The sequence below is a fragment of the Myxococcus sp. CA051A genome (assembly GCF_013336705.1).
GTDB lineage: Bacteria > Myxococcota > Myxococcia > Myxococcales > Myxococcaceae > Myxococcus > Myxococcus llanfairpwllgwyngyllgogerychwyrndrobwllllantysiliogogogochensis.
In genome coordinates this window covers 215,105-240,739 of sequence record NZ_JABUMS010000012.1, presented here as the reverse complement: position 1 = coordinate 240,739, position 25,635 = coordinate 215,105, and the positions used below count along the sequence as shown (strand labels likewise).

Here is a 25,635-nt window from a genome sequence, read left to right as displayed (position 1 = left end):
ACGTGAAGAGAAACGTCCTGGGTTCGTGGCTGTTGATGGTGGGACTCGCCCTCGGGGTGGGCGTCACCGGTTGTGGAGACGATGACGAGGGGCCGCCGGACTCCGGGAGTGTCGACTCGGGATACGACGCCGGGCGAGACAGTGGCGCGCCTCCGGTGGATGCGGGCTGTGACGGAGGGCAGGGTGGTTGCGACGGCGGCCATCCCCCCGTGGATGGCGGAGAGGACGGCGGTCCCACGTCGACGGATGGTGGAGAGGACGGGGGGCCCACTCCAACGGATGGCGGTGAGGACGCGGGCCCTCCCGACGCGGGCCCTCCCGATTTCCGAGCGCACGTGCGCTTCATCAATGCCTTCGTCGGATTGAAGAACAACCCCACCGACGTGGCGGATCGTCCGTGGGAGCCCTTCCACGTCACCCTGCGCGTGGGCGACGCGGAGCCCTTCCCGGTGGTGAAGGCAGGCGCGGCGGCCGTGTCGGAGTTCCAGGAGGTCATCCTGACGGGGCCCACCCAGAGCGTGCGCGTGGTGGCTCGGGACGCGGAAGGCACGTCGGAGGCCCCGGACCTCGCGGCCCTGGCGGAAGTCACCCTGGCGGATGACGAGTGGGTGACGGTCGTCGGTGCCGGCTCGCTGCTCCAGGTCGGGCAGGAGCGCCCGGACAAGCCCAGGCTCGTGGTGCTCAGGGACCATGCGTTGACCCTCTCCGCGCAGCCAGGGAACGTGCACGTGCGCTTCATGTCCGCGGACCGGGTCCTCTCGGCCTCGGCCAGGCGTCGCCTCGCGAACGAGGCGGGCGAACCCTACGAGAACAACAGCGTGGATGCGTACTCGGCGGATGTCGTCGAGCAAGGCGTTCTGGTCCCCGTCGACACGAAGCGCGTGGCTGTCATTGGAACCTCGCCCATCTTCGCGCCCGCCCAGAGCGGCTGGCTGTTCTACTCCCTGGCGGACGGGACGCTGACGGAGGGCAAGGCGTACTACGCCATCAACACCGGCGAGGACCGACGCACCCTCTCGGACGAAGGGGCTCCCGCGCTGTTGTTCGTGACCGCGAAGGAGAACACGGTCGCGCGCTTCCAGCGTGGCCCGCTCGTGTACTTGTTCAACGGCCTGCTGCCAGCCACCGTCGGAGGGACGACGCCGCAGCTCCAGGCCATCCGCGGCTCGTCGAACATCGCGACCGCCCTGGCCTACGGCGCCGCGCCAAAGGTGGCGGACCTGCCGGTGTCGACCACGGGCTTCTCGCTGCGCTTCACGGTGAATGGCCAGCCCGGGCAAGGGGTGCTGGAGGGCGCTGCCACAGGTCCCCTGGAGGCGGGTCGTCGCTACCTGGGCGTGCTGTGTGGCCGGGTGGAGGGCTCGCCCACGCTCACTGTCGTCAGGGACGAGTTCTCGGCGGAGGGCGCGCAGTCACCGTTCCTGCGCTTCATCCACTGCTCGGCCAGCTCGCCTGCGCCGCTCACCTTCGGCTCCTATTCGTTCCAGGTCGACGGCTCCAGCCGGGAGGTCTTCACGCCGCTCTTCACGGGGGCGACCTTCGCCACGGCCACGCAGCCCGTCACGGGCGCGGCGTTCTCTCCGCCCGTGTCCACGACGACGCCGGTCTACACCTGGCTCGGCCTGAGGACCGCGGACGCGACGCCCATCGAGCGCACCATCCGGGGCCGCGTGCTGGGCACGCCCACCTTCCTCGTCCTCATTGGAGAGTGGGAGAACACCCTCACGTACCGCGCCATCAACACCCGCGTGAATGCCTGGAGCCCGTCCGCGCCGAACGACCCGAGCTTCAGTCCGCTGCCGGCGCCATGAGCCGGAATGCCTGACGCTGAAAACACCGACGCCCGCTCGGGGCCTGTCCTGGCCACCGGCGGGCGTCGCGTGTTTCTGGAAGCCCGGTGACGGGCCTTCCGGAGACTAGTTCACCTTGACCTGCAGCTCCTTGAGGACCTGGTCGCCGCGCATCACCGTCACGGTCCAGGTGCCGGGCTTGTTCAGTCGCACGCCCGTCCACTGCCGCGCGCGCCAGCCGTCGCCCTTGAGCTTCACGTCCTTCGTCTCGCGCACCACGGCGCCCTGCTTGGTCTGCACCATGACGTCCTCGTAGGAGTCGCCCTGGGGCACCAGGTAGGCCTGCCACAGCATCACGGTGGTGTTCGCCTTGATGCCCTCGGCGCCGACCTCGGCGATGCACTCGTACTTGTTGGGGCCGTCCTTGGCCACCTCCGTACAGAGCTTGGCCTCCACCAGCACAGGACCTTGCTTCTGGCCGTTGTAGAAGTAGTTCCAGGTGTCACGCACCGCGTCGGCGCTCGGCGCCTTCGCGGGCTCCTTGGCCGGAGCCTCCGGCGCCGCGTCCTGCGCCAAGGCCAGCGACGACATCCCCAGCACCGCGCACACCATGCTCCGCGTCAGAAGCTTCTTCATGTTTCGGGGTCCCCTCGTTCGGTGAGTTCGAGCCGGCCTTCCCCGGCCGGCCTGGGCCCTGTGTAGCACGAAAGGCGCGGCCCTCGCCCAGCCTCACCCGAGAAGGAAGAAGGCCAGCGTCACCAACGGCAGGTACACGAGGAAGGCCACCAGCAGGAAGCCGAGGATGTCCTTGAACTCGAGCCGCGCGACGGCCAGCAGCGGCAGCGCCCAGAAGGGCTGGATGAGGTCGGTGGCCATGTCGCCCCACGCATACGCGAGGACCACCTTCTCCGGCGCGACGCCCAGTCGACTGGCCGCGTCGAGGAGGTAGGGCGCCTCGATGGCCCACTTGGAGCCGCCCGAGGGGACGAAGTAGTTCACCACGCCGCTGTACAGATAGACGACGGCGGGGAACGTCTCCTTCGTGGACAGCGACACGAACAATTCGCCGATGCGGTCCGTGAGGCCCGTGGCCTTGAAGATGCCGTAGATGCCCGCGTAGAGCGGGAACTGGAGGACGATGCCGTGCAGCACGCTCCCGGCCTCCTCCGCCGCCTTGATGAGCCGCGCGGGGGTGCCGTGCAGCAGCACCGCGAGCACCAGGAAGGTGAAGTTCACCACGTTGAGGTTGAGCGCGCGCCAGCCGCCGTTCAGCCACAGGTAGCGGGAAAGCCACAGCAGGCCCAGCACGCCGAAGATGACGTTGAGCAGCCGCGCGTGGTCCAGCCAGATGGCCAGGCTCTTCTCCGCGGGGCGCTCGGGCGGGACGAAGTCTCCGAGCTTCTCCAGCACGGCCGGGTCCACGCGCACCACGTGTTCGGGCTTGGGGTGCAGCGCCCACGCGAGCAGCGTGAGGCCGGCGACGACGGACACGGTGAGCACCACGTTGAATGTGGAGAAGAGGGTCCGGTCGATGGGGATGAGGCCGATGCTCTTCTCCAGGAAGTGGCCCGGCGTGGCCACCAGCAGCGGCGCGGAGGCGGACAGGCCCGCGTGCCACGTCGCGCCCAGGCCGAAGTACGCGCACGCGACGAGCAGCCGGTAGTCCACGTCCGGCCTGCGCCGCGCGACGTAGCGCACCAGCATGGCGCTGGCGACCAGGGACAGGCCCCAGTTGATGTACGCCAGCGCCATGGAGACGAAGGCCATCATCGCCACGGCGCCGCGCGGCGTGCGCGCCAGTCCGGAGACCTTCTCCAGGAGCGCGCGCACGGGCGTGGTGAGCGCCAGCAGGTAGCCGGTGAACATCACCAGCGCCATCTGCATGGAGAAGGTGAGCAGCTCCCAGAAGCCGCCGCCCCAGGCGTCGAGCACCTTGGGGGCGGGCGCGTCCGCCCAGCCCATGGCGAGCCCCATGGTGAGCAGGCTCAGCAGGACGGCGATGGAGAAGGCGCTGGGCACGAAGCGCGCGGAGAAGCGGCCGAGGGCTTCGGCGATGCGGACGAGGGTCTCCACGCGGGCGGGCGCTCCTGGACGGTGTGCCCCTCGTTCTATGGCATCCCCGCACGCCGCGACCACTGTTGTCCGCGCGGCGCCTGACTCACCGCGCTACGGTTCGCCGCTGCCGCCGTACGCCTGGGTCTGCGCGTCGAGCTGCTCCCACGTGGCCTGGGCCTGCTCCTGTTCCGTGATGTTCGCGTCCACCTGGTCCCCGGCGTCCCGAGCCTTGGCGCGTGCCTCCTCGAGATTCCGCGCGAGCTCATCGCCGTCCACCTGCTGTGCTCGGACGTCTCCGGTGCGCTGGAGGGTGAGGAAGCGGGTCTGCGCCAGCTCCGCGTTCGCGACATCCCGCTCGCGTTCCCGCACCTGCACCACCGACTCGCGCGTGGTGACGGTCTTCTCATTCAGGGCCGTCTCCGCCTTCGCGGCGGCGAGCTCCGTGTTGGCCTGCGCCAGGTCGTTCTGCGCCAGGTCGATGGCGTCCGCCTGCCCCGTCTCCTGGGCCGCCGACAGCGCGTCCACCGAGGCCTGCTGGCGAGCCTCCGCGGCCTGCTCGCGCCCCTGCGCCACCTGCAGGTCTCGCTTGCCGTCCTCCACGGACACGTTCGCCCGCTCCAGTTGTTCCTCCGCCGTACTCACGACGAGCTGCGCCTGACGCACGTCATCCATCTGGTCGGGAGGCACCCTCGCCATCCAGGAGTCCTCCACCTTCGCGGTCTCCACCTTCTTGTGGGAGTGGCTGGAGCTACAGCCGCCTCCCAGCCCGAGAATGAGGGCCGCGGCGACTCCTCCCAGGACTCTTCGTCTGCTCACCTGTCTCATGATGACCCCTCCGATTCCACGTGGCCTCTCGTTGACGGTAGGCACGTCCGCGAGTGATGCCAGACACTCCTCGCGCATTGGCACGCGGCGGGAGAGCGGGCGCTTTCGGGGTCACCTGTTCCCTGAAGCGGTCCTCCCCCAGGAATGGAATGAGGCGGAGAGCGACGAGTAGCGCCCGGGCGCGATGGATGGACGCGCGAGCACGGAGGGCCACAGACCGCTCACGCAGAGGAGGGCGACCAGCGTCAGCATCGTCCAGCGCTCGCGGGGCAGGAGGTCCTCGGTGCAGGCAGGCGTGCTGGGGACTCGGCGTGGGCCCAGGAAGGCGCGCTGGAAGGCTCGCAGGAGCGTGATGGCATTGAGCGCGAGCGCCGGCAGCAGCGGCAGCGCGAGCAGGGGATGTGCTCCGAGCGTGCCTCGAAGAAGGAGGTCCTCGCTCACGAAGCCGAGCGTGCCCGGGAAGCCCAGGGCGGCGAGGCCGAGCAGCAGGAAGACCGTGGCCATGCGTGGCGCTCGGACCGTGAGCCCGCTGTGTGGGTCCAGGTTCGTGGTGCCCGTGCGCGCCTCGATGGCGCGGACGACGAGCTCCAGGCCCGTGAAGGTGAGGCCCATGGACAGACATTGGAGCCAGGCCCCGGGGAGCCCGGTGGGACCGCCCAGCGTCACGCCCGCGAGCAGCAGGCCGGACTGACTCACGAGGAGGAAGGCCAGCATGCGGCGCAGGTCTGTCTGGACGAGCGCGAGCAGCGCGCCGTAGAGCGCGGCGCCGGCTCCCAGGCTTCCCAGCGCGGGAGCCACGGTGGCCCACTCCGCGGGCAGGAGCGGTCGGATGACTTGTGTCAGCAACTGGAGGCTCGCGGCGAGGTTCATCCAGAGGACGCCGACGCAGAGGGGGCCTCGGGTCATCAGGACGGGCAGCCAGGAATGGAAGGGCACCACCGCCAGTCGCGCGCAGACGCTCACGAGGAGCAGCGTGCAGAGTCCCATGCGCCAGCCGTGAGGGAGGTCTCTGACGAGCGAGTCGCGCGGTGTCTCTACTCCCGTGTGCCAGCTCAGCAGCCCCACCAGCGCCACGGCCAGCATGAGGGGCAGGGTGCCTGCGAGCAGGTACGCGCGGACCGGGCGCCAGGCTCGACCTTCGCGAGCGAGCTGTGCCGCCAGAGGGGCCGCCATGGCGAGGAAGAAGCCGAGTCGGAGCGGCAGGTCGCGTGCACAGAAGAAGCCCAGTGTGGCGCTCTCGGTGACGAGCAGTGCGGTGAGGAACCGCTGGCCGGAGGAGTGGCGGGGACTCGCGACGATGGTGACGAGGGTGAGCAGCGCGGTGAGTGGCAGCGCGAGCGCGCTCGCATCGTCCACGCCAAGGCGCCAGGTCGCGCCGAGCCATGGCCCTGGGGTTCCGGAGGCAGGTGTCTCACGCCCCGCGATGAGCAGCGCCGCGATGGCGAGTCCCAGGGTGAGGGCCGAGGTGCCCGTGGCGGTGATACGGGCCGACGTGTGTTGACGCGGCACCGTGAGCAACAAGGCGCCCACGAGGGGGAGTGACACCAGGAGGACCAGGAGAAGCGTCGGGCTCATGCGGCCCCCGGGGTGGGGTTGCTCGATGCGGACTCGGTGGCACGTGACGCGGGTTGGACGGGAACCGGGCGTGGTGCTCCGGCATCGAGCACGTCCATCCAGCGGCGCTCTGCTCCATCCAACCGGTGCCCCAGGCGCAGCACGGGCTTCACCAGCCAGCGCTCCGTCAGGACCTCGAGCGCGAAGCGCTCCAGTGCGAAGCGGTAGAGCCTCGTGGGTAACGACCTGTGGGCCGTGACGATGGAGGGTGCCCGTGTAGCTCGGAGCGCAGCGCGCCGTGCCTGGACATCCCTCAGGGCGGAAGGTGCTCGGAGGAGTTGGAGACAGCGCAAACAGGCATGCGCCACCAGATGGAACAGCGCGAGCGTGTACAGCCCGAGGCCCACCTCCGCGAACAGCAAGCCCACCTGCGTCAGCACGCCATACGCCAACGCGCTCTTCACATCTGTCTGCACCCGCCACACCAGGGTGGCGTGAAGGGCCGTGAGAAGTCCGACCAGCACCAGCGCTCCCCTGGCCAGGGGTGCCTGCTCCAGCAGCGGTGCCGCGCGCAGCAGCAGGTACGGGCCGGCGTGCACGGAGAGCGCTCCGTAGAACAGCGCGCTGGACGGCGTAGGACCCTCCATGGCCCGAGGCAGCCAGCCACTGAAGGGGAACTGCGCCGACTTCCCCATGGCCGCCAGCACCAGACACAGGCTCAGCGTCGTCGACGGAATCGCGGAGAGGTGAGTCCACTCGGTCGTGCCCGCGAGGTGATGCAGCCACACCAGCCCCGCCAGCAAGCCCACGTCACAGAGTCGGTAGGTGCCAAAGGCCCGGAGCCCCGCGCTCAGTGGTGCGGCCCGTTCATGGAAGAAGCCGATGAGCAGCGCCGACGCGAGCCCCACCCACTCCCAGCCCACGAACAACATGTCGAGGCTGCCGCCTTCCACCAGCAACAACATCCCCGAGGAGAACATCGCCAGCAGCAGGAAGAACCGCGCGAAGCCCGGCTCTCGATGCAGGTAGCTCACCGAGAAGCGGCCGATGAGCAGGGTCAGGGTGCTCGTCAGCAGCATCATCGTCGCCGACAACCGGTCAATGTGGAGCGTCACCTCGAAGCTCGACTCACCCGAGGAGAACCACGGGCCCAGGCTCACCTGCACGTCCCCGGGTTGAGAGCGCCAGTGGAGGACCGTGGCCACCGCACACGCCAGTGACAGCCACAGCGCCCCCAGTACCCAGCGCGCCATCCAGCGTTCGCTGGGAGCGCGGTGGAGCAGCATCACCGCTCCGAGGATGAAGAAGGCAAGCAGGGGACTCAGCGGTACCGCCGCCGCGAGCCAATCCACGGGGAGCTCAGGGATCGGCATGACGGTCTTCTCCGAAGGAGCGCGGCGCGAGAATGAGGGCAGGGGGCAGGAAGTCGCGGTGGCCTCGGTACCAGTGGGGCGAGGAGGCCACCTCCGGCAACGACGTCTCAGGTGTCGCGAGCCACTGGAACCCGGAGGGCGTGAAGCGATGCTGTGCGCCCGTCATCGGGTCCACGCTCACGAGCTGAACCCACTGATGATGGATGAGCTCGTGGAGCGCGGGCTGTCGCGCGAGGATGGCCGACAGCACCGAGGTGCTCGCCTCGACGATGAGGAGCAATCGCATCGGCTCGTGGATTTCAATCATCTGTCGAGGCAGCCCCGTGCGCAGGTCACTCTCTGCGCCGTGCATCACTCCGAGCAGGCCCGTGAGGTTGTGGGGCAGCTTGGTGCCGCAGCCGTAGCGCTCGTTGTCGACGCAGGAGAAGTAGTACTCCAGGCTGATGCCCGCGCCGACGGGGCCCGCCGCCAGGAGGATGCGCTCGACGATGTCGCCGCTCGCGTCCCGTGTCGGGTCGTAGGAGATGAGGAAGGCTCTCCGGTCCAGGAACAGACCTCGCGTGAGCGCACGACGGCCCACGATGCAGGAGGCGATGGTGACATGCCCCAGTTCGGGCCGGGGCTGACCCAGGTCCTCCGCGCGAGCCTCGACATGCCGGAGCGCCGCGGAGGTGGACAGTCCGAGGGGCGCGGACTCGAAGCGCCGACAGCGCTCCTGGGCTGACAGCGCGCGGGCCCGGTCCAACGCGGCACGCAGCGCGGACAGCTCACCGTGGAGGGCTTCGGGGAGGGCCTCGGTGTCGTGGAGGCACACTTCATCGGTGGTGGTGTTGTGCAGCCCTCCGATGAACCAGGTGGTCTCAGGGATGTGCAGGCCACGCTCCCTGAGTCTCGCCCGGACCTCGGGACGACTGGCCATCTCCGCGAAGAGTCGTGCGTTCGGTCCTCCGTGCCGACCGCCACACGCGCCGCAGTCATAGGCCGCCTGATGGGGATTGTTGACGCTCACCGCCCCATGGCCGAGCACCACCACCAACGGCGCGAAGTCCTTCACCAGTCCCAGGCTCTCCAGTGACGCGGCCACGCGCGCCGCCTTCTCGTCGAGGGTGAAGCCCAGGGGCTTGAGCGTGGGTGAGGGACAGTGGGCGGTTGGCTCGCGCAGGCTCGTGAGTCGAGTGGGTGGCCTGGGAAGGAGTGTCGCGGAGAAGGTCCTCCGCAGCCGGCCCAGTGTGCGTGGAAAGAGGAGCTGCCAGGGCAGGAGCAGCGCGGACAGCAGGCCGAGCAGCGGCACGAGCAACCAGGAGACCTCCAGGGCGTGGGTGCCCTGCTGCAACGTCTGGTCGAGGCGTGCCCACGTCCCTCGTCGCCTGACTCGGATTTCCGCGAGGGGTTGGTGCTCCGGTCGCGCTTGTTCTTCCACGACGTGTGCCGGGGTGACGACCACCGGGCACAGCGCGACGTGGCCCGCGTCGTCCAGTCCCCGGTAGTCGAAGGCCACACCGAAGAAGCCCGCGATGCCGAAGGTCTCGTGTCGCGCGTCCAGTTCCTCGAAGTGGCGGCGAAAGGACTCCTCGCGGTCGTCCATGCAGAACATCACCTGGAAGCGCGCTGCCGTCACCGTGCGCTCGGACTCCGGGCGGAGGCGGTTGCGCGCGAGACCTCGACAGACGTCTCTTCGGTAGTGATGCTCGTACGCCGCTTGCCACACGCGTTGGCGCGCGCTGGCGTCGAAGGCTTCCAGCCACGTGAGCAGCTCGTGTCGGGCTCGGAGGGGAAGCTCGGCCACGTCCATCGCGGACAGGCCCATGAGCTGAGCCCACTGGAAGAGTCGCCAGCTTCCCTCCAATGTCGAGCGCGCTGAAACCCGCCTGGACTCGATGGTGCGTCTCGCGGCCTCCGCCAGTCCCGACAGGGGACCTGTGTAGTCGAGTCGCTGCCTCGCCACCTCGCGCAGTGCATGTTGTTCCAGGGTGAGCCGCACCGCGACGAAGTCCATCAGTCGCGCGGGTGGTGCTCCACTGGGGCGGTCCCCGGGGTGGTGCTCCAGTCGATGAAACATCCCCGCCCAGCCCGGCAGCGCGAGCAGCACGCGGACGAGATAGGGCTCCCAGTCGGCGTCGGGAACACCCAGCGCGTCGAGTGCCTCCAGTACGGCATCCTCTGGCGCGAGTGACGGTTCGTCTTCCAGTCCCTCCAGCCAGTCCGGTGCGGCGCCGAGCCCATCGCGCGTCATCGACCTCCATGCCGCGTGGAAGCCGTGCTCCCGGTTTGGCAGGTTCCAGTGCGAGACGCCTTCGTCCAGGAAGGCCGCGCAGGCACGGATGAGCAGGGGATGAAGCAGGTCGTTCACATCCTCGCCCGTGGCCTCGCACAGCAACTCGCGGTGGCTGCGCACTTCTGTCAGCGGAGGCTTGTCGTGTCCCTTGCTCGTCAGCAGCGGCGTGCGGCAACTGGACCAGAGGGCGCTCACCGCGAAGGGCTCGGGATTGGTCTCCATGCGCTCACGGAGTGAGCCCAGGCTCCCATCACCTCCGAAGGCCGAGGCCAGCGCCGAAGTGACGCAGGACGCCTCCGCGCTCAACCAGCCTTCCCTCGTGAACGAGGTCTCTCCATCGAGCAGGGCGGAGACCCGGTCGACATATGCGCTCGCACAGGCTGCGGGGATGCCCAGCAGTCGCAGCGCCACGTCCACGGGAAGAGGACGGGGGACGTGGCTCGCCACCGCGCGAACGGTGGACTCCACGTCGGGACCGAGCAGCGCGCACGCCAGCTCCGTCATCGTCCGGCCTCGTCCCACCCGGTCCATCCAGATGCGCAGCCCCTGGGCTGAGCGCTCCAGCAGCGCGTGACGCGTCGTCGGAGAGAGGTCCGCTCGAAGGCGGTACGCGGCGGAGTGCTCCTCCAGCTTCCAGCGCAGTGACGCCTCCGACTCCACTTCCACGGGGTGGAGCAGGGCGAGCCGCATCAGCTCCATGGGGGCGCGTGGCGGCAAGCCTCCCAGCACCGATTGTGCGTCCCGTAAAAGTCTCGACGCAGGTGCGCGTGCGTCTCGCCGAGCGGCCGGTGCCAGGCCTGGCTCGAGGGTGAAGTGGACAGCCTGTCCTGTTGGGGCCGCGACCGCCTGCGCCGAGCATGGCTCGTTGGTGAAGAAGGCACTCCATTTCGTTGAGTCCGCGAACCGCGCCGCTTGCTCGGCGGGAGCCGCGTCCTGCGCCGTGAGTGCGGCGCTCTGTCTCTCCGCATCGGCGGAGAAAGGACATGGCGGCACGCGGTGCTCGGGCTCAGCGAGCACTGCTCGCAAGTCCTCGTCGGTGATGCGGCCTCGCCGGTACAACTCGAGGAAGCGCGCCTCGGACAGATACCCCTCCGCGCCGAACGTCTTGCTCGCGCTGGCCACCGCCTCGTGGAACGGGAGGTGTTGATACGCGTGCAGCGTGTTGTGGTGCACGAACACGCCGATGGGACCCTGGGCGGGAAGGACGTGGCTGGCGCGGGCCAGCGCGGCGCGCAGCCTTGAACCCCGGTCCTCCGGGGACGGGGACGAAGTGGGACAGGGAGCGTGGCTCATGGTGTCCCCTCAGGGCGTGAGCCCCAGGTTGCCGCTCGGCGCCTTCTTCCGCGCGGACAGCGGATGCGAGGACATTCCCCGGTGTTGCTCCAACCCGAGCACTCGAAGCTGCCGCCCCTCTCGCGACAGCTCCGCCTCCAGCTCGTGCAGCCGCTGCATCACCGTGTGGTCCACGAGGCGGGCTTCCGTCAGGTCCACCTCGATGAGCCGGACGAGAGCGTGCCGGTTCAGCAGCTTCTTGAACGTCAGGAAGTTGGTGAACACCGCCGCGCTCCGCACCCGCAGCACCACCTGGTCCGCGCCCACCTGCTCCTGGATGTCGGGGCGGAAGAGCTCCCTCGGTGAAGCCCCGTTGAGCAGATGCACGCCCGCTTTCAGGACGATGCCCGAGGCCACGCCCACCAGCAGGTCCGTGGCCAGCGTGACGATGAGCGTGAAGCAGAAGATGAGCACTTGCTCCGCACCAATCCGGTACGCCTTCACCAGCTCACCCAGCGACGCGAGTCGGACGCCCGTGAAGATGAGCATCCCCGCGAGCGCGGCCAACGGAATGCGGTGGATGAGTCCCGGCGCGAAGGCCACGAACCCCCACAGGAACACGCCGTGGAAGAAGTTCGACAGCCGGCTCCTCGCGCCGTAGCCCAGGTTGGCGGAGCTGCGCACCACCTCTGAAATCATCGGCAGCCCGCCCAGCAACCCCGCCACCAGATTGCCCAGGCCCGTGGCCAACAAGTCCTTGTCCAAATCCGAGCGGCGCTGCTCCGGGGCCAGCAGGTCCACCGCCTTCACCGTCAACAGCGACTCCACGCTGCCCACCAACGCGAACATCACCACGTACTTGAGCCCCAGCGCGCTCGGCACGGCGGAGAAGTCCGGGAAGGTGATGGCCGCGAGCAGGTTGCTCGGCAGGTTCACCAGATGGCCTGGCCCCACCGAGAAGACGGCATGGGAGAACGTGAACGTGTGCGCGTGCTCCAGGTCGAACCCGAGCGCCAGCGGTACAGCGACGGCCAGCACCAGCAGGGGCGCCGGCACCCGCTTGAGCCACGCCACCCGCCGGGAGAGCGCCGCATGGCCGAACAGCAACAGGAGGCTGAGCCCTCCGATGAGGGCAATCTCCGGGTTCAGCCGCGCCACGCTGCTCGGCACCTCCGCCAGCAACCCCAGGGGCGTCCGCGCCACGGGTGACACCCCGAGCAGCACGTGGAGCTGTCTGGCGCAGATGGTGACGCCGATGGCCGCGAGCATCCCGTGCACCACCGCCGAGGGGAACAGGTCCCCCAGCCTCCCAGCGCGCAGCACCGCGAAGAGCACTTGAAGGCACGCGGCCACCACGATGGTCGCCAGCGCGCGCCGGTAGCCGAGCACCGCGTCCCCTCCGCCCAGCTCCGTCACCGCCCCGAGCGCGATGACGATGAGCCCCGCGGCCGGGCCCTTGATGGTCAGCCGCGCGCTGCCCACCCACGTCGACAGCACTCCGCCCACCACCGCCGTGAGGATGCCCGCCACGGGCGGAAAGCCGCTCGCCATCGCGATACCCAGACACAAGGGCAACGCGAGCAGGAAGACGAGGAAGCCCGCGACGAAGTCCTGCTTCCAGGAAGCCTGCCCCGGGGTTCCATGAGAATGACTGACATTGGACTGCGAGCCTCGCATGACGTCACGGCCTCCCGTGTACACGGGCGGACATCGCCTCCCAGCGCGAGCCCAGCCCCCTCGATAGCGAGAGATGGAACGAGACGCGCTTCGGTTCCCGGACTTGCTTTACTTCGCGTTTTTACGGCTGATGCGGGACGCGCTCTTTATGAGCAGGTCATCACCCGTCTGGGATGTCTTGGTTTCTTGGGGGATGGGTTCGTGGGCGGTGTCGTGTCTGGATTGAAAATGAAACAGAGTGAGTCGCCCGCGGAGCTCGGTGCGCGAGAGCGATTCGAGGTCGTGGTGGAGCCGCTGTTGCCCCGGCTCCATCGCTTCTGCCTGGCCTTGTGTCGCAGCCGGCAGGAGGCGGAGGACCTGCTCCAGGACTCGCTGGTGCGGGCCTTCCTGAACTGGGATTCGCGAGACTCGGGTTCGTGGCTGGGCTGGTTGTGTGGCATCGCGCGACACCAGTTCCTGGAGAACCGGCGCACGCAGGCGCGGCGTCGCTCGCTGTTGGACTCGGTGCTGGAAGGAGCCTCGTCGGTGCTGGGCTCTCTCTTCGAGGGCGGAACCGAGCAGCCGGACCCGGAAGCACGGCTGTGCGGCGCCGAGGAGGCGGAGCTGGTGTTGGCGTGTCTGCACGCGCTGCCTGAGAAGTTCCGGCTGGTGGTGCTGCTGTGTGACGTGGAGGACCTGGACTACGAGGAGGTGGCGCGAGTGCTCGCGCTGCCCCTGGGCACGGTGAAGAGTCGACACTCCCGGGGCCGGGCGCGGCTGGGCGTGTTGTTCACGGCGGCCTCCAGCCGTCAGGCTCAGACCGTCAGCGAGGGAGGCCGTCCATGAGCACCGAGGATGAGGGCAGGCCACCGCCACTTCCCGAGGAGGTCCGCGCGGCGCTGGAGGCGCTTCGGGGCGAGAAGCCCTCGCCCCACCTGCGGGCCCGGCTCCAGGCCGCGCTCATCCGGGCCGAGCACTCCCGTGGGCGCGAGCCAACGCAGACACCTTCCCCAAGAGCCCTGTCGCACCATCCCGCCGCGCGCGTGCTGGTGGGCGCGGCGCTGGCGGGCGCGCTGGCCCTGCTGCTGCTCGCGCGAGGGGATGCGAGTGGACCCTTGAGTCCCGAACTCCTGCCCGCGAGGGAGGTCGCCTTTCGACTTCCAGGCGATGGAGCCGGCTGGCTGGAGTTGCCCTGGGCCCACGGCGTCCACTCCGGAGAGCCCGCCACCGTCTGGCTCGAGACGCCGCCCCCGCTGGATTTCCATCCCCGGCTGCGAGATGCGCCCTCGCTCGCGAAGGTGGACTGCGACGAGGCCCGCTGCGTGCACGAATTCACCGCGCGGACCGGAGCCGCCGCCACGCCCCTGCGCGTGCGCATCGACAAGCCGGGCCGCTACGAGTTCCGGGTGTCGCACGCCTCGGATGTGCGGCACGTCCAGGAGCACTTCGTGGTGGTCGCCGACCAGGCCGGTCCCCCCTGAGTCGAACCCTGTAACCAATCCAGGGGCGCGGACGCCGGGTTTTGCGGTATGAGCCGGTCCATGTCTCCTTCCGAGCAAGCGCCGCGGCAGGACGCGCGCGTGACTACTGGCGTGCCCGGCCTCGACGGCGTGCTGGGTGGTGGCCTCGTCACCTCGGGTGTCTACATCGTCGTGGGTGAGCCCGGGGCGGGCAAGACGCTCTTCGCCAACCAGCTCTGCTACCACCAGGGACGTGGAGGAGCGCGGTGCCTCTACGTCACGCTGCTGGCCGAGTCGCACGCTCGCATGCTCGCCAACATGCGCGACATGGCGTTCTTCGACTCCGCGCTACTGCCCGAGAGTGTCTATTACGTCAGCGGCTTCCGCACGCTGGAGGAGCAGGGCCTGCCCGGCCTGCTGGAGTTGCTGCGGCGCGAGGTGCGCAACCACAACACCAGCATCCTGGTGTTGGACGGTCTGGTTCAGGCGCAGGAGGCGGCCGGCAGCAGTCGCGACTTCAAGAAGTTCATCCACGAGCTGCAGGTGTCCGCGGGCCTGTCCCGCTTCACCGCGCTGATGCTCACCAGCTCCAACGGCCCCACCGTCCATCCGGAATACACCATGGTGGACGGCATCCTGGAGTTGCGCGAGCGCACCCTGGGCGTGCGCTCGTGGCGAGAGCTCCAGGTGCGCAAGTTCCGGGGCGGCGCCACCCTGAGCGGCGTGCACACCTTCCGCATCTCCAATGATGGGCTGGAGGTCTTTCCCCGGCTGGAGGCGCGCATGCGGCGCACCCCGCCGCCGGACCCGGGGAGCGAGCGGGTGCATTTCGGCATCCCGTCGATGGATGCGCTCTTCCCGGGTGGGCTGGCCAAGGGCTCCACGTCGCTGATGCTCGGGCCTCCGGGCAGTGGCAAGACGCTGATGGGAAGCAGCTTGCTCGCCGAGGGGCTGAAGCAGGGTGAGCGCTGTTTGTACATGGGCTTCTATGAGTCGCCCGAACGGCTGCTCCACAAGGCGGCTGCCGCCGGCATGGACATGGGTGGGGCGGTCAAGGACGGGAGGATGCACATCCTCTGGCAACCCCCCGCTGAATCCATCCTGGATGTGCTGGCGGACCAACTCTTGAGCGCGGTGCGGCGGCACCAGGTGACACGGGTGTTCGTGGATGGGTTGAGCGCGATGAGCCAGGCCGCGCCGGACAGCGCGCGGATGGCGTCGTTCTTCGCGGCGCTCACCCAGGAGCTGCGCCTGTCGTACGCGACGACCATCTTCAGCCTGGAGACGCCCCGCCTCTTCGGGCCCGCGCTCGATGTGCCGCTGGAAGTCGGCCCCTCCGCCGTGGCGGAGAACCTCTTCTTCCTCAGGCACGTCGAGCTGGAGGGGCGCCTTCGCCGCCTGCTGACCATCTTCAAGCTGCGGGACACCGACTACGACCCGTCCATCCGGGAGTTCCGTATCTCCCGACAAGGAATCGAGGTGCTGCCTCCCTTCGACGTTGCCCTGGACACCCTGTTGACGGGCCTTGCCCGACATCGGACCGGTGGCCATCCCTGATTCGTGAGGAGTGAAGCCCGCCCGTATGGAGACGGTCCTGGTGGTGGATGACGAGCAGGGCATCCTGGAAGCCCTCGCGGACCTCCTGAGGGAGGAGGGCTACCGTGTGCTGACGGCCTCTCATGGCCGTGAGGCGCTGGAGCGGATGAGCGAGCTGCGTCCGGACCTGGTCCTCACCGACTGGATGATGCCGGTGCTGGACGGCCCCGCCCTCATCGAGCGCATCCGCGCGGAACCGAACTGGGCCGGTGTGTCGCTCTTGTGCATGAGCGCGGTGGACGTGGGAGCCTTGCGGGCCCAGTACCCGGGCATTCCCTTCCTCCAGAAGCCCTTCGACATTCCCGCGCTGATGAAGCAGGTCCGCAAGGCCCTGGACGGCAAGCGCGCTCTCTCCGGCTGACGCGAAAGCCGCCGACAGGCCCCATGTTCTATCTGCTCAAGCTCGGTCCCGTGCCGCTCTCTCAAGGGAGCACGCAGGTCTATCTGCGCATCACCGAGACTGGCGAGCCGTCCCAGCCCGTCTTCGAGCAGGACGACACCGCGGGCCTGCGGGTGTTGCTGGAGGGACTGGAGGACCTGGGCGGGGTGCGGTGTGAGCCCCAGCTCGCGGAAGCGGGCGCGGTGTTGGGCGTGGCGGTGGCGGAGCCTCCCCCGGCGGCCCTCTCGTCGCGCGCGGCCATCGCCACGTTCCTGGCGTGGGGACAGCGAGGGTTGTCCGCGCTGGGCTCGGACAAGGCGCTGCTCTTCGTCCAGGCGGCGACCGAGTACTGGGATGCGCGGCCCTGGACGCACTGGGACGACAGCCAGCCCTTCGAGGTGGCGGTCTCAGGGCCGCTGACGCACACCTTCGAGGGGTGCGTCTTCAACATGGACGACGGCCGGGCGGGGCTGGCGCTGTACTTCAAGCCGGGCGCGCTCCAGATGTTGATGGAGATGCAGGCGCGAGGTCAGGCCGATGCGGCGCAGGAGCTGCCCGCCATCGCCGTCACGCTGGACACGTCGCCGGCCTATGCCGTGGAGGCGCTGGCCTCCGCGGGCCGGGTGCCCCGCTTGCCCATGCCGCTGAAGACGGGGCCTGAGGGCGTGGGCGTGCCGTCCTCGGTGGAGGCGCTGCTGCTGGTGGCCGCGCTGCGGGCCGTGGCGCGGCTGTCTCCCGAGCAGCAGGAAGTCTTGAGCAGCGTGGTGGCGGGGGATGCGCGCATGGAGGTCCATGTCCGGGCCCCGGTGCCCCGGCTGCGACACTAGACCCGCGGGCAAGTGTCGGCTGGCTCACGAAGCGAAGCCGCAGTGTCGAGTGCCTGTCAGCCGGCCCTCCCGAGGGGACTATCCCCGCCCGGAGAGTCGCGGGAGAACGGAGCCCTTCCGAAACATTCCGTTCCCGACAGCCGAGGGGGCTGTGCTCGCGGGAACGCGCTGGGGCTCTCAATGACTGTGAAGAAGGGTGTCTCTCGGCGCGCCGCGCCTCCGCCGCCGTCGCGCTCCGTGGAGGACGACTCCGACACACTGGACTCGCGCCAGCTCCTGCGTGTGCTGACCGCCGTGCGCAAGGGGGACTTCTCCGTGCGCATGCCCGTGGACAAGGTGGGCAACGCCGGCAAGGTGGCCGACTCGCTCAACGAAATCATCGAGCTCAACGAGCGCATGGCGCACGAGTTCGAGCGCATTGGCAGCGGGGTGGGCAAGGAGGGCCGCATCACCCAGCGCGCCAACGTGGCGAGCGCCGTGGGCTCCTGGGCGGACTGCGTGGAGTCGGTGAACACGCTGGTGGCGGACCTGGTCCAGCCCACCACGGAGATGGGCCGCGTCATCGGCGCGGTGGCCAAGGGCGACCTGTCCCAGACGATGGCGCTGGAGGTGGACGGTCGTCCCCTCAAGGGCGAGTTCCTGCGCACCGCCCGCCTGGTGAACGGCATGGTGGAGCAGCTGGGCGCGTTCGCCTCGGAAGTGACGCGCGTGGCGCGCGAGGTCGGCACGGAAGGGAAGCTCGGCGGACAGGCCCGGGTGAAGGGCGTCGCCGGCACGTGGAAGGACCTCACGGACAACGTGAACTCGATGGCGTCCAACCTCACGTCCCAGGTGCGCAACATCGCCGAGGTGACGACGGCGGTGGCCAAGGGCGACCTCTCCAAGAAAATCACCGTGGACGTGCGCGGTGAGATTCTGGAGCTGAAGAACACCATCAACACGATGGTGGATCAGCTCTCGTCCTTCGCCTCGGAAGTGACGCGCGTGGCGCGTGAGGTCGGCACGGAAGGAAAGCTCGGCGGACAGGCCGTGGTGAAGGGCGTGGGCGGTACGTGGAAGGACCTCACGGACAACGTGAACTCCATGGCGTCCAACCTGACGTCGCAGGTGCGCAACATCGCCGAGGTGACGACGGCGGTGGCCAATGGAGACCTGTCCAAGAAAATCACGGTGGATGTGCGCGGCGAGATTCTGGAGCTGAAGAACACCATCAACACGATGGTGGACCAGCTCAACTCGTTCGCGTCCGAGGTGACGCGCGTGGCGCGCGAGGTCGGCACCGAGGGCAAGCTGGGCGGTCAGGCCGTGGTGAAGGGCGTCGCCGGCACGTGGAAGGACCTCACGGACAACGTGAACTCCATGGCGTCCAACCTGACGTCGCAGGTGCGCAACATCGCCGAGGTGACGACGGCGGTGGCCAATGGAGACCTCTCCAAGAAAATCACCGTGGACGTGCAGGGTGAAATCCTGGAGCTGAAGAACACCATCAACACGATGGTGGACCAGCTCAACTCCTTCGCCTCGGAGGTGACGCGCGTCGCGCGTGAGGTCGGCACCGAGGGCAAGCTGGGTGGACAGGCCGTGGTGCGCGGCGTGGGTGGCACGTGGAAGGACCTCACGGACAACGTGAACTCCATGGCCTCCAACCTCACCGCGCAGGTGCGCAACATCGCGGACGTGACGACGGCCGTGGCCAAGGGCGACCTGTCGAAGAAAATCACCGTGGATGCGCGCGGCGAGGTGTTGGAGTTGAAGAACACCATCAACACGATGGTGGACCAGCTCTCGTCGTTCGCCTCGGAGGTGACGCGCGTCGCGAAGGAGGTCGGCACCGAGGGCAAGCTGGGTGGACAGGCCGTGGTGCGTGGTGTCGGTGGCACGTGGAAGGACCTCACCGACAACGTGAACTCGATGGCGTCCAACCTCACGTCGCAGGTGCGCAACATCGCCGAAGTGACGATGGCGGTGGCCCGCGGAGACCTGTCGAAGAAAATCACCGTCGACGTGCGCGGCGAAATCCTGGAGCTGAAGAACACCATCAACACGATGGTGGACCAGCTCAACTCGTTCGCGTCCGAGGTGACTCGCGTGGCGCGCGAGGTCGGCACGGAAGGAAAGCTGGGCGGACAGGCCGTGGTGCGCGGCGTCGGCGGTACATGGAAGGACCTCACGGACAACGTGAACTCCATGGCGTCCAACCTGACGGCTCAGGTGCGCAACATCGCCGAGGTGACGACGGCGGTGGCGAATGGAGACCTGTCCAAGAAAATCACCGTGGATGTGCGCGGCGAAATCCTGGAGCTGAAGAACACCATCAACACGATGGTGGACCAGCTCAACTCGTTCGCGTCCGAGGTGACGCGCGTGGCGCGCGAGGTCGGCACCGAGGGCAAGCTGGGTGGCCAGGCCATCGTGAAGGGCGTCGCCGGCACATGGAAGGACCTCACGGACAACGTGAACTCCATGGCCTCCAACCTCACCGCGCAGGTGCGCAATATCGCCGAGGTGACGACGGCGGTGGCTCGCGGTGACCTCTCCAAGAAAATCACCGTGGACGTGCAGGGTGAAATCCTGGAGCTGAAGAACACCATCAACACGATGGTGGACCAGCTCTCGTCCTTCGCCTCGGAGGTGACGCGCGTCGCGCGCGAGGTCGGCACGGAAGGAAAGCTGGGCGGACAGGCGGAGGTGAAGGGTGTCGCCGGTACGTGGAAGGACCTCACGGACAACGTGAACTCCATGGCGTCCAATCTCACCACGCAGGTGCGCGGCATCGCCAAGGTGGTGACGGCGGTCGCCAACGGTGACTTGAAGCGCAAGCTCGTCGTGGACGCGAAGGGGGAAATCGCCGAGCTGGCGGACACCATCAACGGCATGATTGACACGCTGGCGGTGTTCGCCGACCAGGTGACGACGGTGGCCCGCGAGGTGGGCATCGAAGGGAAGCTGGGCGGACAGGCGCGCGTGCCCGGAACGGCCGGCATCTGGCGCGACCTCACCGACAACGTGAATCAGCTCGCCGCGAACCTGACGACGCAGGTGCGCGCCATCGCCGAGGTGGCCACGGCGGTGACGAAGGGCGACCTCACGCGGTTCATCACCGTGTCCGCGCAGGGCGAAGTGGCCGCCCTGAAGGACAACATCAACGAGATGATCCGCAACCTGAAGGACACCACGCGGAAGAACACGGAGCAGGACTGGCTGAAGACGAACCTGGCCAAGTTCACCCGCGTCCTCCAGGGGCAGCGGGATTTGCTCACGGTGTCCAAGGTCATCCTGTCGGAGCTGGCGCCGCTGGTGGACGCGCAGCACGGCGTCTTCTACATCTCCGACCGCGCCGAGGCCGGAGAGCAGATTCTCAAGCTCCTGGCGTCCTACGCGTACCGGGAGCGCAAGGGGCTCTCCAATTCCTTCAGGCTGGGCGAGGGGCTGGTCGGCCAGTGCGCGCTGGAGAAGGAACCCATCCTCCTGTCGGACGTGCCGGACACATACATCCGCATCTCCTCCGGCCTGGGCGAAGAAATTCCGCGCAACATCGTCGTGCTGCCGGTGCTCTTCGAAGGGGAAATCAAGGCCGTCATCGAGCTGGCCTCGTTCCATCGCTTCAGCGACGTGCACCTGGGCTTCCTGGAGCAGCTCACGGAGTCCATCGGCATCGTCCTCAACACCATCGCCGCGAACATGCGCACGGAGGCGCTGCTCAAGCAGTCGCAGGCGCTCACCGACGAATTGCGCAAGCAGCAGGAGGAGCTGACGGAGACGAACAAGCGCCTGGAGCAGCAGGCCACGTCGCTCCAGCAGTCCGAGGAGCTGCTCAAGCGTCAGCAGGAGGAGCTGCGCCGCACCAACGAGGAGCTTCAGGAGAAGGCGAAGCTGCTCTCCGAGCAGAAGACGGAGGTGGAGCGGAAGAACGGCGAAGTGGAGCAGGCCAAGCGCGCGCTCGAGGAGAAGGCGGAGCAGCTCAGCCTGACGTCCAAGTACAAGTCGGAGTTCCTGGCGAACATGAGCCACGAACTGCGCACGCCGCTCAACTCGCTGCTCATCCTCAGTCAGACGCTCAGCGACAACGTGGAGGGCAACCTCACGGGGCGGCAGGTGGAGTTCGCCCGGACGATTCACGCCTCCGGTGCGGACCTCTTGGAACTCATCAACGACATCCTCGACCTGTCGAAGATTGAGTCCGGCACCATGACGGTGGACGTGGGCCCGCTGCGCTTCAGCGACCTGCGCGAGTTCGTGGACCGCACCTTCCGGCAGGTGGCGGACAAGAAGGGCCTCCAGTTCGACATCGACCTGACGCCGGGCATGGCGGGCGAGGTGGAGACGGACGCCAAGCGGCTCCAGCAGGTGCTCAAGAACCTCCTGTCCAACGCCTTCAAGTTCACCGAGTCCGGCTCCGTGTCGCTCGACATCGGCATGGCGCGGGGTGGCTGGACGGCGGACCACCCGGTGCTCTCCACCGCGCCCTCGGTGGTGTCCTTCTCCGTGCGGGACACGGGCATCGGCATCCCCAAGGACAAGCACCACATCATCTTCGAGGCGTTCCAGCAGGCCGACGGCTCCACCGCGCGCAAGTACGGCGGCACCGGCCTGGGCCTGTCCATCAGCCGTGAAATCGCGAGGCTGCTCGGCGGCGAAATCCGACTGGAGAGCGAGCCGGGCCAGGGCAGCGTCTTCACCCTGTACCTGCCGCTCGACTTCGTCGCGGACCGGCCGGGACAGGACTCCTCGCGGCCCGTGCCCGCGGCCACCGCCCTGGCCCACACGGCCTCCCTGGTGCCGCCGCTCCACATCGAGGAAGTGGCGCCCCCCGTCTCGCTGGCGTCGCTGGGCATCGACGACGACCGGGGCTCCATCCAGCCCGGTGACAGGGTGCTGCTCGCGGTGACCCACGCCGCCGAACACGCGGCGCGGCTGCGAGCGGCCGCGCAGGGGGCGGGCTTCAAGGTGCTTGTCTCCACGGAGGTGGAGGGCGCGCTGGACGCCGTGCGCAACGCGCGGCCGGTGGCGGTGGCGGTGGACCTGGACCTGCCGGAGATGGCGGGCTGGGTGGTGCTGGACAGGCTCAAGCACGACGCGGGCACCCGCGCGCTGCCCGTGTACACGGTGTCCGACGAGGACCACCGCGAGCGCTCGCTCAACCTGGGCGCCATCGGCCACCTGCGCGCGGCGGCGGACCCGGATGCCGCAGCCGCGGCGCTGGCCTCCCTGCGCGACTTCGTGGAGCGCAAGGGCCGGGGCCTGCTCATCGTCGAGGACGACGGCGTCCACCGACAGACGCTGCAGGAGCTCTTGGGCAGCGAGGACGTGCAGACGGTGGCGGTGGGCACGGCGGCGGACGCGCTGGCCGCGCTGGCGGAGCGCAGGTTCGACTGCATGGTGTTGGACCTGGGCCTGCCGGACCTGCCCGGCACGGAGCTCATCCGTCGCGTGCGCGAGGTGCATGGCGCGGGGGGCCCGCCCATTATCGTCTACACGGGCCGCGAGCTGTCGCGCGCGCAGGAGACGGAGCTGCGCCGCGTGGCGGAGGCCATCGTCGTCAAGGATGCGCAGAGTCCCGAGCGCCTCTTGGAGGAGACGAGCCTGTTCCTGCACCGCTCGCCCGCCAACCTGTCGGAGTCCAAGCGCCGGATGCTGGAGAAGGCGCGCGAGAGAGACCCGTTGCTGGTCAACCGCAAGGTGCTGGTGGTGGACGACGACGTGCGCAACATCTTCGCCCTCAACACCGTGTTGGAGCGCTACGGCATGAAGGTGGCCTTCGCGGAGAGCGCGCGCGAGGGGCTGGGACTCTTGGAGAAGGACGCGGACATCGAGCTGGTGTTGATGGACGTGATGATGCCGGAGATGGACGGCTATCAGGCCATGCGCGCCATCCGCCGCATGGAGCGCGTGGCGCACCTGCCGATTCTCGCCCTCACCGCGAAGGCGATGAAGGGGGACCGGGAGAAGTGCCTGGAGGCGGGCGCGTCCGACTACATCACCAAGCCGGTGGATATCGAAAAGCTGCTCAGCCTGCTGCGCGTCTGGCTGCACGCGCCGCGAGGCGCCCAGGCGCGGGGCTCGCGCACGGAGGTCTCCGGGTGAGCGCGGGCGCCTCGGTCGCGGCGCTGGAGGCCCTGGAGGCGGACCTGCTCCTGGAGGGCGTGGCCCGACACTGGGGCTTCGATTTGCGCAGCCACTCCCGGCCGCAATTGCTGCGGCGGCTGCGGCGCCACCTGCGCGAGGAGCGCCTGGAGTCCTTCTCCGCGCTCCAGGCCCGCGTGCTGCACGACGGCGAGGCGCTGGAGGGATTGCTGCGCGCGCTCTCCAGCACGCCGCCCGGACTCTTCTCGGACGCGGCCTTCTTCCGAGACTTCCGCACGCGTGTGGTGCCCGTGTTGCGCACCTGGCCGTCCGTGCGCGTCTGGCATGCGGGCTGCGGCACCGGTGAGGACACCTATGCCCTGGCCATCCTCCTGCACGAGGAGGGCCTGTGGAGCCGCTGCCGGCTCTATGCGTCCGATGCCAGCGAGGGACTGCTGGCGGATGCTCGCACCGGCGTGCTGCCCCTGCCCGGCGAGGACGACGCGCGCCGCCATGCGGAGTCAGGTGGGCGGGGCTCGCTGTCCGACTCCTACACCCGCGACGGCAACTGGGCGCTGCTCCACCCCAAGCTGCGCGACGGCATCTTCTTCACCCAGCACAACCTGACCATCGACGGCTCGTTCAACGAGTTCCACGTCATCGTGTGTCGGGACACGCTGCTGTCCTTCAATCGCGCCCTGCACAACCGGGTGCACTCGCGGCTGTATGAGAGCCTCGCCCGCTTCGGCTTCCTGTGTCTGGGGCGCAAGGAGTCGGTGGCGCGTACTCCACACGTCGCCGCCTACGAGGAGCTGGAAGGCAGCGGTCGCATCTTCCGGAGGGTGTCATGAGCGTGGGGCTGCTGGTGGTGGGGGCGCCCCGGAGCGCGGGCGCGGACGTGGAGACGCTGCTCTCCCAACTGCCGGCGCACCTGCCGGCGCCCGTCGTCGTCGTACTGCACCGGGGGCCGCATGACGTGCTGGCCGCGCCGCTGGCGCGCCGCTGCGCTCTGCCCGTGGTGGAGCCGGATGACAAGGAGGACCTGGTGCCGGGGCGCGTGTACCTGGCGCCCTGGGGCTACCACCTGCTGGTGGACCGGGGCTGCGTGGCGCTGTCCGTGGAGTCGCCGGAGCACGGCTGCCGTCCCGCCATCGACGCCCTCTTCGAGTCCGCGGCGGACAGCTACGGCGCCGCGGCCGCGGGGCTGCTCTTCTCCGGCCACGACGACGGCCAGGAGGGCTTGAGCTTCCTGAGGGGCCGGGGCGGACGCGTGGCGGTGGTGATGGGCGAGTCCGACGGCGGCGAGGGACAGGAGTGCGAGGTGGAGCGCCTGTCTCTCTCCGAGGTGGGAGGGTGGCTGACGCGACTGGCCTATGTGTCGCGCGGCCGGGTGCAGCCATGAGCGCCGCGCCCTCGCGCGAGCGCGGCCCCGTGTTCTCCATGGAGCCCGTCCACATCCTCCTGGTGGACGACCAGCCGGAGGGGCTGCTGGCGCTGGAGGCGACGCTGGCCCCGCTGGGGCAGAAGCTGGTCTCCGCGCGAAGTGGCCGTGAGGCGCTGCGCCATCTTCTCACCCAGGACTTCGCCGCCATCCTCCTGGATGTCGTCATGCCGGGCATGGACGGCTTCGAGACGGCGAGCCTCATCCGCGAGCGCGAGCGCAGCCGCAACACGCCCATCCTCTTTCTCACCGCCTTGTCGCGCGGCCAGCTCCCGGAGTTGCGCGCGTACGCGGTGGGCGCGGTGGACTACCTGCTCAAGCCCTACGAGCCGGAAATCCTCCGCTCCAAGGTGGGCGTCTTCGTGGACCTGTTCCGCAAGACGGAGCTGGTGCGGCGTCAGGCGGAGGCGCTGCGCGAGACGCATCGGCGCGAGCACGAGGGCGAATTGGCGGAAGCCCACCGGCGCATGGAGGCGGAGCGGACCCGGACGCGCGAGGAGCACCTGCGACGGGAGATGGAGTCGCACCGCAACCAGCAGCGTTGGCTGGAGGCCGTGCTCGCCGCGCTGCCCACGCCCCTGGCCCTGGTGGAGCCGGGCAGCGGCCACACCCTGCTGGCCAACCGGGCCGCCCAGGGACTGGCCGGCGGATGTCTGGCGTATCGCGAAGCCCCAGGCCTGCATGAAGGCGTCATCGTCCGGGGACGCGATGGCGACCCCTTGCCCCAGGATGCGCAGCCGCTGATGCGCGCGGCCCGGGGCGAGACACTCCACGGGCTTCACGTGGACTGGGAGCTGGGCGAGCAGCGGGGCTCGGTGCGCGCCTACAGCACGCTGTTGCCGAAGATGTACGGGCATCCGGAGACGGTGCTGCTCGCGCTCCTCGATGTGACGGGCCCCAGCGCCACACAGCAGCTCGTCGAGGGCCTGCGACACCTGGTGCCCCCCGTCTCCACGCCGACGGAGCAGGAGGCCGCACAGGGCCCGCTCCCCACGATGCGGAGCGACCAGCCGAAGGACCTCCCCGCGACCGAAGCTGAACACCCCCGTGCGGGAAAAGGTTGACGCAC

At 68.9% G+C, this 25,635-nt stretch carries 17 protein-coding genes; 10 read left to right on the top strand and 7 right to left on the bottom strand.

Annotated features, from left to right (window positions below):
* Nucleotides 1–2 precede the first annotated feature (2 nt).
* Nucleotides 3–1,811: a DUF4397 domain-containing protein gene (locus HUA74_RS31095; RefSeq protein ID WP_174457445.1), complete on the top strand. Its 1,809-nt coding sequence runs from the start codon at nucleotides 3–5 to the stop codon at nucleotides 1,809–1,811.
* Nucleotides 1,812–1,916: 105 nt separating this feature from the next.
* Here the strand turns inward: HUA74_RS31095 and HUA74_RS31090 are convergent, their stop codons facing one another.
* From HUA74_RS31090 to HUA74_RS31060, 7 genes are all read right to left on the bottom strand, one after another.
* Complete coding sequence (locus HUA74_RS31090) at nucleotides 1,917–2,426, bottom strand: hypothetical protein (protein ID WP_141641836.1); 510 nt, start codon at nucleotides 2,424–2,426, stop codon at nucleotides 1,917–1,919.
* Nucleotides 2,427–2,519: 93 nt separating this feature from the next.
* Nucleotides 2,520–3,863, bottom strand: coding sequence for a TIGR00366 family protein (locus HUA74_RS31085; protein WP_174457444.1), 1,344 nt, complete (start codon nucleotides 3,861–3,863; stop codon nucleotides 2,520–2,522).
* Nucleotides 3,864–3,956: 93 nt separating this feature from the next.
* Nucleotides 3,957–4,670: a hypothetical protein gene (locus tag HUA74_RS31080; RefSeq protein ID WP_174457443.1), complete on the bottom strand. Its 714-nt coding sequence runs from the start codon at nucleotides 4,668–4,670 to the stop codon at nucleotides 3,957–3,959.
* Nucleotides 4,671–4,781: 111 nt separating this feature from the next.
* Nucleotides 4,782–6,245 carry a proton-conducting transporter membrane subunit gene (locus HUA74_RS31075; protein WP_174457442.1) on the bottom strand — a complete coding sequence of 488 codons (1,464 nt, stop codon included), beginning with the start codon at nucleotides 6,243–6,245 and terminating at the stop codon, nucleotides 4,782–4,784.
* The gene (locus tag HUA74_RS31070) at nucleotides 6,242–7,597 is read right to left on the bottom strand and encodes an NADH-quinone oxidoreductase subunit L (protein ID WP_174457441.1); all 1,356 of its coding nucleotides are present in this window, start codon (nucleotides 7,595–7,597) and stop codon (nucleotides 6,242–6,244) included. Before HUA74_RS31070 ends, HUA74_RS31075 begins: the two co-directional genes overlap by 4 nt.
* Nucleotides 7,584–11,165 carry a DUF2309 domain-containing protein gene (locus HUA74_RS31065; RefSeq protein WP_174457440.1) on the bottom strand — a complete coding sequence of 1,194 codons (3,582 nt, stop codon included), beginning with the start codon at nucleotides 11,163–11,165 and terminating at the stop codon, nucleotides 7,584–7,586. Before HUA74_RS31065 ends, HUA74_RS31070 begins: the two co-directional genes overlap by 14 nt.
* A gap of 9 nt (nucleotides 11,166–11,174) precedes the next feature.
* Nucleotides 11,175–12,821: a SulP family inorganic anion transporter gene (locus tag HUA74_RS31060; protein ID WP_174457439.1), complete on the bottom strand. Its 1,647-nt coding sequence runs from the start codon at nucleotides 12,819–12,821 to the stop codon at nucleotides 11,175–11,177.
* Nucleotides 12,822–13,049: 228 nt separating this feature from the next.
* On the opposite strand from HUA74_RS31060, the gene HUA74_RS31055 reads away from it, so the two are divergent.
* From HUA74_RS31055 to HUA74_RS46915, 9 genes are all read left to right on the top strand, one after another.
* Entirely contained in the window at nucleotides 13,050–13,646 is a 597-nt protein-coding gene (locus HUA74_RS31055) for an RNA polymerase sigma factor (RefSeq protein WP_141641829.1), read from the top strand.
* Nucleotides 13,643–14,281, top strand: a complete 639-nt coding sequence (locus HUA74_RS31050; RefSeq protein ID WP_174457438.1) for a hypothetical protein — start codon at nucleotides 13,643–13,645, stop codon at nucleotides 14,279–14,281. The genes HUA74_RS31055 and HUA74_RS31050 overlap by 4 nt, the downstream gene beginning before the upstream one ends.
* Before the next feature lie 99 nt (nucleotides 14,282–14,380).
* On the top strand, nucleotides 14,381–15,817 hold the full coding sequence (locus HUA74_RS31045; RefSeq protein ID WP_371817331.1) for an RAD55 family ATPase: 1,437 nt from the start codon (nucleotides 14,381–14,383) through the stop codon (nucleotides 15,815–15,817).
* Nucleotides 15,818–15,842: 25 nt separating this feature from the next.
* Nucleotides 15,843–16,217, top strand: coding sequence for a two-component system response regulator (locus tag HUA74_RS31040; protein ID WP_141641826.1), 375 nt, complete (start codon nucleotides 15,843–15,845; stop codon nucleotides 16,215–16,217).
* Between the two features lie 23 nt (nucleotides 16,218–16,240).
* Complete coding sequence (locus tag HUA74_RS31035; RefSeq protein ID WP_174457436.1) at nucleotides 16,241–17,062, top strand: hypothetical protein; 822 nt, start codon at nucleotides 16,241–16,243, stop codon at nucleotides 17,060–17,062.
* 180 nt (nucleotides 17,063–17,242) lie between these two features.
* Nucleotides 17,243–23,146, top strand: coding sequence for a HAMP domain-containing protein (locus tag HUA74_RS31030; RefSeq protein ID WP_174457435.1), 5,904 nt, complete (start codon nucleotides 17,243–17,245; stop codon nucleotides 23,144–23,146).
* The gene (locus HUA74_RS31025) at nucleotides 23,143–23,976 is read left to right on the top strand and encodes a CheR family methyltransferase (protein WP_174457434.1); all 834 of its coding nucleotides are present in this window, start codon (nucleotides 23,143–23,145) and stop codon (nucleotides 23,974–23,976) included. Before HUA74_RS31030 ends, HUA74_RS31025 begins: the two co-directional genes overlap by 4 nt.
* The gene (locus HUA74_RS31020; RefSeq protein WP_174457433.1) at nucleotides 23,973–24,527 is read left to right on the top strand and encodes a chemotaxis protein CheB; all 555 of its coding nucleotides are present in this window, start codon (nucleotides 23,973–23,975) and stop codon (nucleotides 24,525–24,527) included. Before HUA74_RS31025 ends, HUA74_RS31020 begins: the two co-directional genes overlap by 4 nt.
* Nucleotides 24,524–25,630: a response regulator gene (locus tag HUA74_RS46915; protein WP_174457432.1), complete on the top strand. Its 1,107-nt coding sequence runs from the start codon at nucleotides 24,524–24,526 to the stop codon at nucleotides 25,628–25,630. Before HUA74_RS31020 ends, HUA74_RS46915 begins: the two co-directional genes overlap by 4 nt.
* Nucleotides 25,631–25,635: the final 5 nt, after the last annotated feature.

Excerpts from the sequence above, each read along its gene's own strand:
- HUA74_RS31040 (WP_141641826.1), top strand. The coding sequence starts at position 15,843 with ATGGAGACGGTCCTGGTGGTGGATGACGAGCAGGGCATCCTGGAAGCC.
- HUA74_RS46915 (WP_174457432.1), top strand. The coding sequence starts at position 24,524 with ATGAGCGCCGCGCCCTCGCGCGAGCGCGGCCCCGTGTTCTCCATGGAG.
- HUA74_RS31080 (WP_174457443.1), bottom strand. The coding sequence starts at position 4,670 with ATGAGACAGGTGAGCAGACGAAGAGTCCTGGGAGGAGTCGCCGCGGCC.
- HUA74_RS31035 (WP_174457436.1), top strand. The coding sequence starts at position 16,241 with ATGTTCTATCTGCTCAAGCTCGGTCCCGTGCCGCTCTCTCAAGGGAGC.
- HUA74_RS31090 (WP_141641836.1), bottom strand. The coding sequence starts at position 2,426 with ATGAAGAAGCTTCTGACGCGGAGCATGGTGTGCGCGGTGCTGGGGATG.
- HUA74_RS31065 (WP_174457440.1), bottom strand. The coding sequence starts at position 11,165 with ATGAGCCACGCTCCCTGTCCCACTTCGTCCCCGTCCCCGGAGGACCGG.
- HUA74_RS31030 (WP_174457435.1), top strand. The coding sequence starts at position 17,243 with ATGACTGTGAAGAAGGGTGTCTCTCGGCGCGCCGCGCCTCCGCCGCCG.
- HUA74_RS31050 (WP_174457438.1), top strand. The coding sequence starts at position 13,643 with ATGAGCACCGAGGATGAGGGCAGGCCACCGCCACTTCCCGAGGAGGTC.
- HUA74_RS31075 (WP_174457442.1), bottom strand. The coding sequence starts at position 6,245 with ATGAGCCCGACGCTTCTCCTGGTCCTCCTGGTGTCACTCCCCCTCGTG.
- HUA74_RS31060 (WP_174457439.1), bottom strand. The coding sequence starts at position 12,821 with ATGCGAGGCTCGCAGTCCAATGTCAGTCATTCTCATGGAACCCCGGGG.
- HUA74_RS31020 (WP_174457433.1), top strand. The coding sequence starts at position 23,973 with ATGAGCGTGGGGCTGCTGGTGGTGGGGGCGCCCCGGAGCGCGGGCGCG.
- HUA74_RS31070 (WP_174457441.1), bottom strand. The coding sequence starts at position 7,597 with ATGCCGATCCCTGAGCTCCCCGTGGATTGGCTCGCGGCGGCGGTACCG.
- HUA74_RS31055 (WP_141641829.1), top strand. The coding sequence starts at position 13,050 with ATGAAACAGAGTGAGTCGCCCGCGGAGCTCGGTGCGCGAGAGCGATTC.